Raw genomic sequence first — 14,161 nt, 5'->3', positions numbered from 1 at the left:
ACCCATCACTTTCGCGGCTAAACGCTGAGCAGGCTCACGCCGTCCATTTCTTCGGGCTTGTCGAGTCCCATAAGCTGCAGGGCGGTGGGGGCGCAGTCGGCGAGCCGGCCGCCGGGGCGGAGGGGGGTGTCCACCTTGAGGCTGGGGTCGACGATGATGCACTCGACGTCGTAGGTCGTGTGGGCGGTGTGCGGGGCCTTGGTGTCGGGGTCGTACATCTGCTCGGCGTTGCCGTGGTCGGCGGTGACGATGAGCTTGCCGCCCTTGGCGAGCACGGCCTCGACGATCTCGCCGGTGCAGGTGTCGACGGTCTCGACCGCGGCGATCGCGGCGTTGAGCTTGCCGGTGTGGCCGACCATGTCGCCGTTGGCGAAGTTGACGAGGATGAAGTCGGGGCAGTCGTCCGAGTTGACGTGCTTGAGCACGATGTCGCGGATCTCGGGGGCGGACATTTGGGGTTGCAGGTCGTAGGTCGCGACCTGGGGCGACTGGGCCATCTCACGGGTCTCGCCGGGGAAGGCGTCTTCGCGGTAGTCGTTGGCGAAGAAGGTCACGTGGGGGAACTTCTCGGTCTCGGCGACGCGGAGCTGGGTCTTGCCCTGTTCGCTGAGGTACTGGCCGAGGATCTCGGGCATCTTGCCGGACTTCTCGAAAGCGACCGACAGGTTCGGGAACGCAGTGAAGGTCTCGTCGTAGGCGGTCATGCAGACGTAGTTGAGCTTGAGCTGCTCGCCGCGGTCGAAGCCCTGCTCGCCGGAGTCGGGCGAAGGGGGGACGTTGCCTCGGAAGTCGGGCTGCATGAAGGCGCGGGTGATCTCGCGGGGGCGGTCGCCGCGGTAGTTGTAGAAGAGGACGGTGTCGCCGTCGGCGATGCGGTTCTTTTCGGCGCCGCCGATGGTGCGGGGCGTGACGAACTCGTCGCCGTTCTGCGAATCGTTGGTGGGCTCGTCGTAGTAGTCGGCGAGCGCCTCGGCGGCGGTGGGGAAGTCGGGGTTGGCGTCTTCTTTCGCCCGGCCGGTGAGCAGGTCGTAGGCGAGCTGGACGCGTTCCCAGCGGTTGTCGCGGTCCATGGCGTAGTACCGTCCGCAGAGCGAGACGATCCGGCCGCAGCCGATGTCTTCGATCTTCTCTTCGATCTCTTCGAGGAAGTCCTTGCCGGTGAACGGCCCGGTGTCGCGGCCGTCGGTGAACAGGTGTAGGCAGACGTCACGTGGACCCAGGCCGGCCCGCTTGCAGGCTTCGACACAGGCGTAGAGGTGTTCGAGTCGGCCGTGCACGCCGGCGTCGGACGCGATGCCCAGGAGGTGGACCTTGCCGCCGGATTCCTTGGCGGCGTTGATGGCTGCGGTGATGGCGGCGTTGTCGTAGAAGGATTCGTCTTCGATGGAGACGGTGATGCGGACCGACTCCTGGTAGACGATTCGGCCGGCGCCGATGTTCTGGTGGCCGACCTCGGAGTTGCCCATGGTGCCTTCGGGCAACCCCACGTCCCGGCCGGAGGTGTGGATCAGCGTGTGGGGGTAGCGGGCGAGCAGGGCGTCGCAGCGCGGGGTCTCGGCGAGCTTGATGGCGTTGAAGTCGTCGTGCTCGGCGTTGGGGTTGGTGCCCCAGCCGTCGCGGACAATCAGGACTACGGGTTTGGCGGACATCGGATCGGCACTCCGTGAGTGGGGCGGTGGGGGTGGCCCACCGGGTGGATGCTTGGGTTTCGTCGGTGGGCGATGCCCACCCTACAGGTTTCCACGTCCCGGGAGGGTTTGGGGCCCATTGGGGCCCTGCCGGGGGTGGGGCGGAGATTTTATGCCATTTTTCGTAGCATGGTTCACATGCTTGATCTGGACGCGAAAGTGAGTTGCAGCAATTGCGGCTACGACCTGATGGGGGTGGCCCGGGAAGGGCGGTGCCCGGAGTGTGGCCAGCGGTACGACCTCGCGCTGGGCATGGGCGTCACCAAGGTCTCGGCGAACATGCTCGCCCACCAGAGGGGTGACAAAGCGATCTATCTGGTGAAGGTCTGGGGCATGGCCTTCGCGGCGGTGGCCTGCCTTGGGATCGGCGGCTTGTTATCACTGGTCTCCAGCGAGCCCAGCCGGCCGCTCATGCTCGGGGCTCTCATCGCCTCGCTGTTCGCATTCGGGGCGTTTGTGACTTGGTTTACGGAAAGGAAGTGACGAGTGACGAGTGAACAGTGATGAGTACAAGGCCTCCTTCCCCAACACACAGGGGGGGCTTTTGCTTTTCACTCATCACTGTTCATTCGTCACTCATCACTGGCGCTTGGCCGGGCTTTGCCCGTCCAAGCCGCCTTGGGTTCGGTGCCTGCGCGGATGCGGGCGAGGTTACCGCGGTGGCGGACGATGACCAGCGCGGCGAGCACGCCGGTGAGGCCGGCGAAGACGGCGATCTCGCCGGGGCTGAGGCCAAGGACCAACCCGCTGACGATGGTGAGCACCGGGAGGCTCCCGGCGGCGATGACGCTGGCCAGGCCCACGTAGCCCGAGAGTTTGCAGACGGCGTACCACAGCGCAAAGGCGATCAGCCCCGGCACGGTGACGATGGGGAACAGGCCTAGAGCTGCACCAAGTCCTGTGGCGACGCCCTTACCGCCTTTGAACTTCAGGAACGGGCTGAAGACGTGCCCGCACACCGCGGCAACGGCGATGAGGACCCACTGCACGCTGCCCATCATTCCAGCTGTGTGATCGATCGTTTCGGGTTCACCAAGAGCAAACGCATTGCCACGCCCGGATTCGACCCATGTCATGACTTCGATTTCGTATCCATGGGCATACAGGAGCGTGGGCACTAACCCTTTAGCGACATCCAAGCCAAAACAAACAAACCCCCACTTCTTCCCCACGGCCCGGCCGAGGTTGGTCGCGCCGGGGTTGCCGCTGCCGACTTTGCGGATGTCCACGCCCTTGGCCTTGCCGAGGATCACCGCGAAGGGGATCGACCCGCACAAAAACGCCCCGACCAGCCACAACAACCAGATCTCTACGGCCATGGATTCACCGGCCCGCATCCTACCGCAATGTGTGCGCTGTAGGTCAGGTCTTCGACTTGACACCGCCGCTAGCGAAACCGCGTCAGGTCGAAGACCTGACCTACAGGGGCACCGAGGGCCCGATCCTCGACTCGGCCATTTACACGCCCCGCGCCCCGCCGTACCATAAACGCATGCGAAGTCTTGCCCTAGCCCTGCTGGCCTTGATCGTCACCGCCGCGCCCTCCGCGATGGCCCAACCCGTCGCGGAAGCGAAGCCGGTGGCCAACTGGTTGTCGTTTATGGTGATGATCGTGTTGCTCATCATCGTCGCGATCGCTAGTTTCATGAGTTCACGCCGGGGCCACCAGGACTGAATCGTTCCCGGGCTTTCTGAAGTTTTCACCGCGTCGTTTTTGCTTTTGGTTTCCCCTCGACGCGTCCCCACGGAGTCTCGCCATGACCCAACGTTCTCTCGCTGTTCTGGTCGTGCTCAATGTCGTGCTGCTCGCGGCGTTGTCGGTCACGGTCTTCAACCCCACGCCCGCTGAAGCCCAGTTCGGGGCGAATCGGCAGTACACCATGATTTCCGGCGGCGTCACCGGCCGCAGCAGCCAGGCCGCGATCTACGTGATCGACCTGTCCTCGGCCCGCGTCGCTCCGCTGTTCTACAACGGCAGCAGCAAGAAGTTCGAGTTCTTCGCCGGCCGATCGGTCGCCCGTGACATGGAACGCATCGGCGACGCCCGCTGATTCGTTCCGGACTCGCTCCCCTCGCCCGCCGCGTGCTTCGTTCTTTCCCCTGAATTACAAACTTTTGGTGGTCTTCCCATGAACCGTATCCAAACCGCCTGCTACTGCCTGATCGCCTCGGCCCTGGTCCTCTCGGGCCTGCTGGTCGTCCAGCTCTCTGAGCGCGTCGAACCCAACTCCGCCGAGGCCGCGCTGGTGATCGCCCGCGAAAACTTCACGCTGATGACTGCCGAGGTCCGCAGTGGCGAAGAAGCCTTGTTCGTCCTCGACAACACCAGCGGCACGCTGCTGGTCTACCGCCTGGAGATCTCGCGGAAGTCGCTCCAGCCCGCCGGCGGTGTTCGGCTGGATCAGATCTTCAGCGGCGGTGTGGACGACAGCGAGGATGATGACGACCGTCGCCGTCGGTAAGTTTTCGCAAAACTACAACATGCAAACTAAAGAAAAACGCGGCCTCGCAGCCGCGTTTTTCTTTTGCTCTGTGTTGTGTGGCCGAGGCGGGGTCACGACTTGACCGGCATCGCGGGACGAAGTTGGTCCATCGATTTGATCTGAACGCCGTCGCGGGTGAGTTCGCTGATCTTGGCGTTGGGGTCGGCATCCGCGGGGATTTCTTCGAGCAGGTCTTCCAGCGGCTGGTCCGACACGATCGCGAAGCCCGCGTCCTGGATCATCTGATACGTCCGGCGGCGCTCGGCCCCCTGGCCGTTGAGGTAGCCGTCGAGGAACAGCGAGTTGGCGGGGTACAGGCACATCGCTTCGAGCGACCGCAGGTGGAACTCCCGGCCTGCGGCACAGCGGACGTCCGCCCTCGGGTTAGTCAGGCGGAACATGCAGAGGATGCGCAGGCAGTACTCGGGCGTGAGCTGTTTGGCGTCTTCGGGCGTGCCGGGCAGGACGTTGCCCTCGAACGGCAGTAGGAAGTTCACCGGGATCGACTCGGCGTTGACCGAGGCGAGCGTCTTGGCGACCTCGATCAACTCTTCCGGGGTCTCACCCATGCCCGCGATGAGGCCCGAGCAGGTCTCCAGCCCGGCCCGTTTGGCGGACAGCAGGGTGTTGAGGCGGTCGTCGTAGGTGTGGGTCGTGCAGATCTTGCCGTAGTTGTCCCGCGAGGTGTTGAGGTTGTGGTTCAGGCGGTCGAGGCCCGCTTCTTTGAGCACCTTGGCCTTTTCGTCGTCGAGCAGGCCCGCGGAGACACAGACTTCCAGCGAGGGGAATTTCTCTTTCACGGCCTTGATGTAGCCGGCGAGCTGGTCGGTGCGTTTGGCGGTGGGGCCCCGGCCGGAGAAGACCATGCAGTAGCGGTGGGCGCCGGCGTTGTAGGCGCGCTCGGCCTCGCCGAGGACCTCTTCTTCGTTCTTGATGGGGTAGGGCTCGATGTCGGCGTCGCTGGTCTTGGCCTGGGTGCAGTAGGAGCAGTCTTCCGGGCAGCGGCCGTTCTGGGCGTTGTTGAGGATGTGGACCTGGACCTGGTTGCCGAAGTGGGCGTGGCGGACCGCGTAGGCGGCGTTGAGCAGCGGCATCAACTGCAGCGACTCATCGGTGAGCAGGCGGAGGCAGAGCTCTTCGGAGGGCTCGACGTCGTTCAGAGCGTCGTCGGCGAGCTGTTGGTAAAACGCGAAATCCATGCCGGGGGGCTCCCATAGTTGGGGTTTTATCGGGTGGGCGATTGTAGCAAGCCGAGCGGTCCACCGATAAAAGAGGGGCAGCCCCGGCTCTGGGGGTATGATGTGTACCGATCAGGATCTGTTGTGACATTGAGAGACGACCCCATGCGGCAAATGATTTCTTCCGCCCCGTCGGCCGGGCGCGCCCCCGTTCCTGCGCGTCGGCTGTGGCCCCGTGCTCTGGTGATGATCGCCGCGCTGTTGGCCGTCGGCTCGACGCTGACCCTCCGGGCCCAGAATTCCCCGGCCCTCCCGCCCGCTCCGACTGCGTCGCCGACGCAGCCCGCCCCGGCCCCCGCGTCGCCCGGTGTCGTACCGGCCACCCCCGCGCCGGTACCCGCCTCGGCCCCGGCCACGCCCACGGACTACGGCAACCTCGGCGACCTCTCGGTCCAACCGATCTACAAGCTCCGGCAGATGTTTGAGTTCGCCCCGGTGATCAACGGCATCATCGGCGGCCTCTCGGTGCTCAGCCTGATGTTCTTCCTCTGGTTCCTGTTCACGATCAACAGCCGATCCGTCGCCCCCGCGGCTTTCGTCAACGAGATCACCAACCTCGTGCTCGTCGGCCGCTACGACGCCGCGGCCGAGGCCTGCCGCCGCAGCAAGGGCGTTTTTATCGCCCCCATCATCCTCCGCTGCGTCGAGAACCACGGCAAGAGCCAGTCCATCATCATGAGCATGATCGACGCCGAGGGCCGACGCCTCTCCGACATCATCTGGAACCGCATCAGCTACCTCGCCGACATCAGCAACGTCGCCCCCATGCTCGGCCTGCTGGGCACGGTCATCGGCATGATCACCGCGTTCTTCGGCCTCGACAAAGAGTCCGGCTCGATCGACTCGACCGTCCTCTCCCAAGGCGTCGGCCAGGCGATGGCCACCACGATGTTCGGCCTGATGGTCGGCATCAGCGCCCTGGTCTTCTACTCCATCATCAAGAGCCGCGCCACCAAGACCTTGGCCGAGGCCGAGGCCGCCGTCCACACCATTGCCGACCGCATCCGCAACGCCGAGGACGACGAGCCCGAGGAAGAGCCTTCGAAGTTGTTGTAACCACCCGTTAGCCCCCGGCTTTGCCGGGGGGTTGTCTCTCCCACCGACCCCGGGCCGAGCCCGGGGCTAACGGACTTCAGATTTATGTCCTTCGCCACCCAAACCCGCGAACGCTCCGCCCCGGTCCTGCCCCTGGCCGGCATGGTCGATGTGCTGTTCCTGCTGCTCATCTTCTTCATGACCGCCTCGGTCTTCCGCGACGCCGAGCTGAGCATGGACGTAAGCCTGCCCACCTCCGAGACCGCCAGCGCCGCGGTCGGCCCGCAGGACCAGGTGATCATCACCGTCTCCGATGACAACCGGATCTTCCTCGGCGAGCGTGAGGTTTCGGCCGAGGAACTGCCCGAGTTGCTAACCCAGCTCAAGAACGTGACCGCGATCGACTCGCTGGTTGTCCGGGCCGACCAGAAAGCCGACTGGGGTCTGGGGGTCTGGATCATGGACGTCGCCCAGCAGGTGGGCCTCGACAACGTCCAGGCCGCGACGATCCGACCGGCGGAATAGAAATCAGGGGCGAGGGACGAGTGAACAGGAACGAGTTTTTATGAATCGGAATCGATCCAAATCGCGGTGGACTGTGAAGGTGGCGGCTTGGCTGTGCTTTGCCTTGGCCTCGTCCCTCGTCCCTGCTACCTCGTCCCTGGCGCAAGCCTCCGCGTCGCAGCAGGAGTTCCTATTCGCCTACAAGCTCATGCAACGCGGCGACACCGCCGAGGCTGGCGCGGCGTTTGATACGTTTCTTGAGAAGTTCCCCAACGACGAGCAGCGCGGAGATGCGCTGTACTTCCGGGCGTTGATCTACCAGCAGTCCGGGGCGCTGCAGGCGTCGGCCGAACTGCTCGCCGGCGCGACCGGCACCAGCGCACCCAAGCGCGTGCCCGCGTTCGCGGTGCAGCTGCTGCGGGGCCAGGTCCTGACCGACCTCGGGGAATACGACCAGGCCCTGGAATCGCTCGAACAGATCGATCTGGATCGTCTGCCGGACAACGCGATGGCGTCGGTGCTGTTGCTGCGGTCGCTCGCTTACCGCGGCGCGGGCAACTTCGAGGCCTCGGCCAACTCGGCGGACGCCGCGGCGAAACTCGCGTCGCCGGTGAAAGCCCGGGCGCTGCTCGAACTCGCCCGCGCCAAGGCGCTGGGCGGCGACACCACCTCGGCCCTGGTTACCCTCGCCGAGGCGTTGGCGATGGACAACGCCGCGGTGAACCCCGAGGCGGCGCGATACGCCGGCGACCTGTCGTTCTCCGAAGGACAACTCGACGAAGCCAGCGCGTACTACACCCGCGTGATCGAGCGCTACCAGACCTCGGGCGAGTTCCCCGCCGCGGTGACGGGCCGGATGTGGGCCGACCTCCAGGCCGGGCGCAACGTCGCGGTGGTCAATGCGTACAAGCAGTTTGCCGAGTCGATGCCCAAGGCCAACCAGGCCGAGGCGAAATACCTCGTGGCCTCGGCGTATCAATCGATCGACCAGCACGCGCTGGCGACGCAGTTCCTGGCCGACTACGCCAGCGGCGGCGACGACCAGCCGCTCTCGGCCCTGGTGCTCTACAAGCTCGCGGTCAGCCAGTTCGAGCTCGCCCGCTACACCGACATGGCCCAGACCGTGGCCCGTCTCGAGAAATGGTTCCCCGAGTCGCCGCAGCAGATCGACGCGTCGTTCCTGCTCGCCTCCGCCGACGCCAAGCAGGGCCGCGCCGTCGAAGGCATCGGCCGACTGAACACCTTCATCGAAGCCGGGCCGGACAACCCGTACTACGCCCAAGCACTCCTGCGTCGCGCCGCACTCTTCGAACAGGGCGACGAGCTCGACGCGGCCGCGTCCGACCTCAAGCAGTACATGGATCAGAAGGGCAACGTCGAGTCGCCCACGGTCACGCTCCGCTACGTCGACCTCAACCACCGGCTGGGCAACTACGAGATCGCGATCGAGACCTGCGACGCGATCCTCGGTGCCGCCAAAGCCATGCCCCCAGCCGTGACCCAGGAAGCGCTGTACCGCAAGGGCGAAGCACAGACCCGGGCGACCCAGTACCGCGAAGCGCTGGCGACCTTCGACGAGCTGCAACGCGATCACCCGATCAACCCCTACCGCCAGGCGGTCGAACTGCGGCGCGGCTTGTTGTTGAATCAGCTCGGCCGCACCGACGAGTCGATGGCGGTGCTGCTCGAGTCGGCCAACGACGCCCGTATGCCCACGCCCCAGCGCGTCGCGGCCCTGCGCATCATCGCCGCCCACCTGCGTGATACCAACCGCACCGACGACTCGGCCCTCACGCTCCGCCGCATCGAACAGCTCGGCGGTCTGGAAACGCTGAAGGACGCCGAGCTCCTCTGGTTGGGCAACTACGAGGTCGAGCGCAACGAGCCCGCCGAGGCGATCCGCACCTTGGCGGTGATCGACGGCGAGAAACGCAAGCTCGTCGGCGTCGAAGAATCGGAAATGCTCTTCACCCGTGGCCGGGCGTACTTCATGCTCGACGATTTGGAGAACGCCCACCGCTCGTTCTTCGGCGTTGTCGCGCTGGGACGCGGCTTCGACCTCGAAGCCCGGCTGTTCCTGGCCCGCACCGAAGCGAAGCAGGGCAACCACGACGCGGCGTTGATCGAGCTGTCGGACCTGACCAAGGCCGACGACGGACGGATCGTCGCCGAATCGCTCTACGAGACCGGCAAGGTTTATCGCCAGCGGGCCGACCTGCTACGTCGCCGCGGCGATGAGGCGGGCATGCGCGAGTCGCTGCTCTCGGCCCGGGCGTCGATCAAACGCATGGTCGTACTTTACCTCACGGTCGAGGCTCTCCAGCCGCTGCCGCAGCAGGGCCTGGTCGAACTCGCCGAGATCGCGGATGAGCTGGGCGAAGACGACGTGTTGGTAAAAGAGCTCAACGAATTGACCCGCGCCTTCGACGGCTCGCCCTATGCCGAGTACGGCCGCGCGTTGCTGGATCAGAAATCCCGTAAGCGTGCGGACGATGCGCTGGTGCGCTTGAACCGCATGGACGCCGAGTCGCTCGACCCGACGCTGGGCGGTTGGGTGGCGGCGAAGAAGGCCGAACTGGAGGCGATGCGCTGATGCCGCCCCGCAAGTACCGCAAGCCGAGGTTCAGGAGTTTCCGCCCGGGGCTGGCGGCGCGTGCGCCGGGGCTGATGTTGATCATCGGCCTTGTGCTCAGCGCGGGGACCCACGCGGGCCTGGGCTACGTGATGCAGGACCGCACGCTGGGCAAGTTCGATCCGAGCCTGCTGATGGACGACGACACCCCGGTGCGGGTGAAGCGTGCGACCTTCGACCAGATCACCGGCGCGGCGAATGACGAAGGCGAAGGAACGCAGGAGCCCGACGAAACCGCCGAGTCTTTGGCCGAGACGCTGATGCGTGACGTCGAGACCGCGAGCTCCGAGGTGTTTGATCCGGAGCTGGAACTACGCGAGGTCCCCGAGCCGTTACCGCGCACCGAAGCGGTGGCCCAGCCGAGCACGCAAGACGTGTTTGACTTCGGCGACCTGCTCAGCGACATGGTGATCGAGCCGGAAGAAATCGCCTACGACGACACCTCGGCGTTCGATGCGCAGCGCAGTGTCGGCGCGGGCAGCGCGGCGTTGTCGGGTGACCTGTTGGCTCAGCTCAGCGCTGCCGACGGCGGCCTGCCCGATCTGGCGGCCGGCACGGGTGATGGCCTGGGCGCGAGCGGGGCGGCGGCCGCGAGTGCCGCCGGTCCCGGTGTGGGTCCGGGCGTGGGCCCCGGAGCCGGCGGCGGGTCGGCGGGAAGTTCCGCGGCTTCGGGTGCTGCCGTGGGCGATGGTTTGGGCCTTGATTTCATGGGCTTTGGCGCGATCGACCCGCAGGACTTCGAGCCGCCCGAACGCCTCGACGACGACTTCGATTACCGCATCACCCGCCTGGACTCGCCGACCGAGGCCGGCTACTTCCAGGTGAAGATCACCGGCAAGCGATCGCTGCGCAAGCTCGCCACGATGCCCAAGGACGTGGTGTTCATGGTCGACACCTCACGCAGCATCCCGCAGAAAACCATCGAGCAGATCACCGACGGCATCAAGCAGTCGATCCGCACGATGAACGACGACGACCGGTTCAACCTCGTGTTCTTCAGCGACCAGGTGCGCACCTTTGCGGGCGACCCGGTGCCGACGACGCGAGAAAACCTGACGATGGCCGACCGCTGGATGCGCAACGTCCGGGCCCGCGGTCAGACCGACGTGAACCTCGCGCTTCGGCAACTGCTCAAGCGCGACATTGAGCCCGGCCGGGTGTACGAACTGATCCTTATCAGCGACGGCAACCCGACCATGGGCGTGCTCGACACCCGCGAGCTGATCAACCTCATCACCCGCGAGAACGACCTGGCGGCGAGTATCTACTGCGTCGGCATAGGCCGAGACCAGGACAACCGCCTGCTGGACTTCCTGGCCTATCGCAACAAGGGCTTCTCGGTCAGCATCGAGCGTCGCGCCGACGTGACGCTCGAGCTTGTCGAACTGATGAGCCGGCTGCGCTACCCGATCATCCACGATGTCCAGGTCCGTTTCGCCGGGCAGGGCATGGATCAGATCTACCCGCTTACGCTGCCCAACATCCACCAGGGCGAGAGCTTCGAGGTCTACGGCCGGTTCGATCAGCCCGGGCCGTTCACCGTGCAGGTCACCGGCCAGAGCGCCGGCAAGCCGGTCGACCTCACGTTCCGCGCGGACCTGAATGACGCGCCGGCGGGGACCAACGAGGTCGCGCAGGGCTGGGCGTTCTGGAAGCTGCACCACCTCTACAGCGAGATCATCCGCCTGAGTGAACGGCCGGACTTACTGACCGAGATCCGCAAGCTCCGCAGCAAGTACCAACTCCAGACGCTCTACTGAGCCGCGCTTTTGCGTTTGCCCGATGTCTCAGAGCCTGCGGGTATACCCTCGAAAAATAAACAGTTAACAATCCCCGGAATTTAGCGCGGTTTTTGGCCGAGTGTTCTATATAATCAGATTTGGAGATGGTGGGCGGCGAATCATTGCCTTGGGGTTGCGTCTTTCATCGGGAGTGATGGTGTAATGCAGAAGACGTTTCTCGCTCGCCGCGCCGCGGCGGTTGGTTCTGTTGTCGCATTGGTTTTCGGGATGTGTGGTGGTCAGGCCCTGGCTCAGGTTACGGGCAATCTGACCCAATGGCAGCCCATCGAAGTCACCTTCTCCGGGCCCTCGGGGTTGAGTGAGGTTGGCGGGAATAACCCGTTTCTGAACTACCGTTTGCAGGTGCAGTTCACCAGCAACGGCAAGAACTACGACGTGCCGGGCTTCTTTGATGGGGTGGACAGCCAGGGCAACAGCATCTGGAAAGCGCGCTTCACGCCCGACCAAGCGGGCAGCTGGGACTACACAGCCAGCTTCCGCAGCGGCACCAACGTCGCGGTGAGCCTCGACGCCAACGCCGGCACCGCGACCAGCTTCAACGGTGCCAACGGCTCATTCAATATCGCGGCGCGCGACGCGAATGCCCCGGGCTTCATGAGCCGTGGTCGCTTGGCCTACACCGGCAACCACTACCTGCAGACCTTGGGCGACGGGAAGTACTGGATCAAGACCGGCATCGACAGCCCCGAAAACTTCCTGGCCTACCGCGGCTTCGACAACAGCCAGACCAAGGGCAACAGCTCGGGTTTTGCGGGACGGCCCGGCATCCTGCACAACTACGCACCCCACGCGGGCGACTACAACGCCGGCGATCCGACTTGGGATACGCCGGACTTCAACTTCGGCAACTCCGCGGCCAACGGCGGCGACGCCCGCAACATCATCGGCTACCTGAACTACCTCGAGACCCTGGACCTGCCCGGCGTTGAGGCCGGCCACGCTGCGGCCAACTCGATCTACTTCCTGCCGAACAACATCGGCGGCGACGGCAAAGACGTGAACCCCTACGCTAACCTCCGCGGCAACTTGGCCCAGGGGCTTGCGGGCGAGACGAACGTGGGCGGCAGCAACGACAACACCCGCTTCGACATCTCCAAGCTCGAGCAGTGGAACACCGTCTTCCAGCACGCCCAGGAGAAGGGCATCAAGCTGCACTTCGTCCTCAACGAAGCCGAATTCGCCAACAAGCGCGAGCTTGACGACGGCACCCTCGGTAACGAACGCAAGCTCTACTACCGCGAGCTGGTCGCCCGCTTCGGCCACCACAACGCGTTGCAGTGGAACATGAGTGAAGAATACGAAGCGGGAAGCGGCTTCGGCGGCAGCACCGCCGAGGAGGCGGCACGCATCCAGGAGTTCGCGGAATACCTCTCGACCATCGACCCCTACGACCACCCGGTCACCGTGCACCAGGTCCAGCACAACAACTTTGAGACCGACCCCCGGCTCCCCAACTCGCCGTACCGCTTCTTCTACGGCGACGACAACTTCGACACCACCAGCCTCCAACGCCCCGGCGTGGCCGAGGGATGGTCGAACGTGGTCGAGGCATTCCGCCGCACCTCCGCTGAAGAAGGTCGGCCGTGGGTGGTACAGATCGACGAGCCCGAGTCCATCACCCGGATGGCGGTCGGCGTCAACGACAACACCGAGTCCGGCACCACGAATAACGAACGCTTCAACACCGTCCGCAAGACGATGATGTACGACATCCTGTTCTCCGGCGGCGGCGTCGAGTGGTTCATCCACAACGCCGACCAGGATGTCGAAGACCAGCGCATCTACGAGAAGGTCTACCGCGAGTCTTACTTCGCCCGGAAGTTCCTCGAAGAGAACACCCCGTTCTGGCTCATGGACCCGGACGACGAACTGGTCCGCGGGGATGACTCGGACTACGGCGGGGCGGAGGTGTTTGCCCTGGTCGGCGACACCTACGCGATCTACCTGCCCGACGGCTCGAACGACGACAACGGCCAGAGTGCCGACGACTCGCCCGAACTCAACCTCACCCTGTACGACGCCATGGAGTTTGAGCTGCGTTGGTACAACCCGCGCACCGGCCTGTTCGAAGGCGCGGTGGTGAGTCTCGAGGGCGGCGACTGGGCGGCGCTGGGCTACACCCCCGATGGCCGCAACAACGTGAACGACTGGGTCGCTCTGGTCACGCTCATCCCCGAGCCCGGCACGGGAACGCTGGCGGTGATCGCCGGGTTGGCCCTGCTGCGTCGACGCGAACAAGCCTGAACCCTTCCGGGTTTGCTTGGCGGATCACTCTCGAAGTCTCCTCCTGATGTGCCCCGGCCACGTGCCGGGGCATTATCATTCGGCCATGCGTGTATTGATCCAACGAGTGACGGAAGGCCGGGTCGTGGTCACGGAAGAAGTGGTCGGCGAGATCGGCCGGGGCTACGTCCTGCTCGCCGGCGTCGGCGAGGGCGACGACGAACAGACCATCGCCAAGATGGCCGAGAAGGTGGTCAATCTCCGGCTGTTCAATAACGACGAGGGCAAGTTCGATCAGTCGCTGCTGGATGTGGGCGGCGAGGCGCTGGTCGTCTCGCAGTTCACGCTGTTCGGCGACGCACGCAAGGGCCGTCGACCGAGTTTCATTGCTGCGGCAAGGCCCGAACTCGCCGAGCCGCTGTGCGATCTTTTCGCGGTGAAGCTCAAGGAACTGGGCGTGCCCCACGTCGACACCGGACGATTCGGTGCGGACATGAAAGTCGATATCCACAACGACGGCCCGGTGACGTTGTGGCTCGATTCGGCGGAATGGTGA

13 protein-coding genes are annotated in these 14,161 nt (G+C 64.9%); 10 read left to right on the top strand and 3 right to left on the bottom strand.

The window, feature by feature from the left end; translation table 11 throughout:
- Window positions 1–17: 17 nt before the first annotated feature.
- Window positions 18–1,649 carry a 2,3-bisphosphoglycerate-independent phosphoglycerate mutase gene (gpmI, locus tag HNQ40_RS04490; protein ID WP_184676687.1) on the bottom strand — a complete coding sequence of 544 codons (1,632 nt, stop codon included), beginning with the start codon at window positions 1,647–1,649 and terminating at the stop codon, window positions 18–20.
- 177 nt (window positions 1,650–1,826) lie between these two features.
- Here gpmI and HNQ40_RS04485 point away from each other — a divergent pair, with 177 nt between their 5' ends.
- Entirely contained in the window at window positions 1,827–2,171 is a 345-nt protein-coding gene (locus HNQ40_RS04485; protein ID WP_184676686.1) for a hypothetical protein, read from the top strand.
- Window positions 2,172–2,260: 89 nt separating this feature from the next.
- Here HNQ40_RS04485 and plsY read toward each other — a convergent pair whose 3' ends face one another.
- Window positions 2,261–3,007, bottom strand: coding sequence for a glycerol-3-phosphate 1-O-acyltransferase PlsY (plsY, locus tag HNQ40_RS04480; protein WP_184676685.1), 747 nt, complete (start codon window positions 3,005–3,007; stop codon window positions 2,261–2,263).
- Between the two features lie 56 nt (window positions 3,008–3,063).
- On the opposite strand from plsY, the gene HNQ40_RS04475 reads away from it, so the two are divergent.
- The 3 genes from HNQ40_RS04475 (at window position 3,064) to HNQ40_RS04465 (ending at window position 4,150) form a co-directional block, all read left to right on the top strand.
- Window positions 3,064–3,363, top strand: a complete 300-nt coding sequence (locus HNQ40_RS04475; RefSeq protein WP_184676684.1) for a hypothetical protein — start codon at window positions 3,064–3,066, stop codon at window positions 3,361–3,363.
- A gap of 82 nt (window positions 3,364–3,445) precedes the next feature.
- The gene (locus HNQ40_RS04470; RefSeq protein ID WP_184676683.1) at window positions 3,446–3,739 is read left to right on the top strand and encodes a hypothetical protein; all 294 of its coding nucleotides are present in this window, start codon (window positions 3,446–3,448) and stop codon (window positions 3,737–3,739) included.
- 78 nt (window positions 3,740–3,817) lie between these two features.
- Entirely contained in the window at window positions 3,818–4,150 is a 333-nt protein-coding gene (locus HNQ40_RS04465) for a hypothetical protein (RefSeq protein WP_184676682.1), read from the top strand.
- A gap of 92 nt (window positions 4,151–4,242) precedes the next feature.
- Here HNQ40_RS04465 and bioB read toward each other — a convergent pair whose 3' ends face one another.
- Complete coding sequence (bioB, locus tag HNQ40_RS04460; RefSeq protein ID WP_184676681.1) at window positions 4,243–5,370, bottom strand: biotin synthase BioB; 1,128 nt, start codon at window positions 5,368–5,370, stop codon at window positions 4,243–4,245.
- 144 nt (window positions 5,371–5,514) lie between these two features.
- On the opposite strand from bioB, the gene HNQ40_RS04455 reads away from it, so the two are divergent.
- From HNQ40_RS04455 to dtd, 6 genes are all read left to right on the top strand, one after another.
- Window positions 5,515–6,465: a MotA/TolQ/ExbB proton channel family protein gene (locus tag HNQ40_RS04455; RefSeq protein ID WP_221435373.1), complete on the top strand. Its 951-nt coding sequence runs from the start codon at window positions 5,515–5,517 to the stop codon at window positions 6,463–6,465.
- Between the two features lie 84 nt (window positions 6,466–6,549).
- On the top strand, window positions 6,550–6,969 hold the full coding sequence (locus HNQ40_RS04450; RefSeq protein ID WP_184676679.1) for an ExbD/TolR family protein: 420 nt from the start codon (window positions 6,550–6,552) through the stop codon (window positions 6,967–6,969).
- Window positions 6,970–7,048: 79 nt separating this feature from the next.
- A complete protein-coding gene (locus HNQ40_RS04445) occupies window positions 7,049–9,541 on the top strand; it encodes a tetratricopeptide repeat protein (RefSeq protein WP_221435372.1) in 2,493 nt (830 codons plus the stop codon).
- A complete protein-coding gene (locus HNQ40_RS04440) occupies window positions 9,541–11,340 on the top strand; it encodes a VWA domain-containing protein (RefSeq protein ID WP_184676677.1) in 1,800 nt (599 codons plus the stop codon). The genes HNQ40_RS04445 and HNQ40_RS04440 overlap by 1 nt, the downstream gene beginning before the upstream one ends.
- Before the next feature lie 183 nt (window positions 11,341–11,523).
- A complete protein-coding gene (locus tag HNQ40_RS04435) occupies window positions 11,524–13,626 on the top strand; it encodes a DUF5060 domain-containing protein (protein WP_184676676.1) in 2,103 nt (700 codons plus the stop codon).
- A gap of 85 nt (window positions 13,627–13,711) precedes the next feature.
- The gene (dtd, locus tag HNQ40_RS04430) at window positions 13,712–14,161 is read left to right on the top strand and encodes a D-aminoacyl-tRNA deacylase (protein WP_184676675.1); all 450 of its coding nucleotides are present in this window, start codon (window positions 13,712–13,714) and stop codon (window positions 14,159–14,161) included.

This window comes from Algisphaera agarilytica (assembly GCF_014207595.1).
Taxonomy (GTDB): Bacteria; Planctomycetota; Phycisphaerae; order Phycisphaerales; family Phycisphaeraceae; genus Algisphaera; species Algisphaera agarilytica.
The sequence above is the reverse complement of the archived record's forward strand: the minus strand, read 5'-3'. Positions and strand labels throughout refer to the sequence as shown.

Excerpts from the sequence above, each read along its gene's own strand:
- gpmI (WP_184676687.1), bottom strand. The coding sequence starts at position 1,649 with ATGTCCGCCAAACCCGTAGTCCTGATTGTCCGCGACGGCTGGGGCACC.
- HNQ40_RS04485 (WP_184676686.1), top strand. The coding sequence starts at position 1,827 with ATGCTTGATCTGGACGCGAAAGTGAGTTGCAGCAATTGCGGCTACGAC.
- plsY (WP_184676685.1), bottom strand. The coding sequence starts at position 3,007 with ATGGCCGTAGAGATCTGGTTGTTGTGGCTGGTCGGGGCGTTTTTGTGC.
- HNQ40_RS04470 (WP_184676683.1), top strand. The coding sequence starts at position 3,446 with ATGACCCAACGTTCTCTCGCTGTTCTGGTCGTGCTCAATGTCGTGCTG.
- HNQ40_RS04465 (WP_184676682.1), top strand. The coding sequence starts at position 3,818 with ATGAACCGTATCCAAACCGCCTGCTACTGCCTGATCGCCTCGGCCCTG.
- bioB (WP_184676681.1), bottom strand. The coding sequence starts at position 5,370 with ATGGATTTCGCGTTTTACCAACAGCTCGCCGACGACGCTCTGAACGAC.
- HNQ40_RS04455 (WP_221435373.1), top strand. The coding sequence starts at position 5,515 with ATGCGGCAAATGATTTCTTCCGCCCCGTCGGCCGGGCGCGCCCCCGTT.
- HNQ40_RS04450 (WP_184676679.1), top strand. The coding sequence starts at position 6,550 with ATGTCCTTCGCCACCCAAACCCGCGAACGCTCCGCCCCGGTCCTGCCC.
- HNQ40_RS04440 (WP_184676677.1), top strand. The coding sequence starts at position 9,541 with ATGCCGCCCCGCAAGTACCGCAAGCCGAGGTTCAGGAGTTTCCGCCCG.
- HNQ40_RS04435 (WP_184676676.1), top strand. The coding sequence starts at position 11,524 with ATGCAGAAGACGTTTCTCGCTCGCCGCGCCGCGGCGGTTGGTTCTGTT.
- dtd (WP_184676675.1), top strand. The coding sequence starts at position 13,712 with ATGCGTGTATTGATCCAACGAGTGACGGAAGGCCGGGTCGTGGTCACG.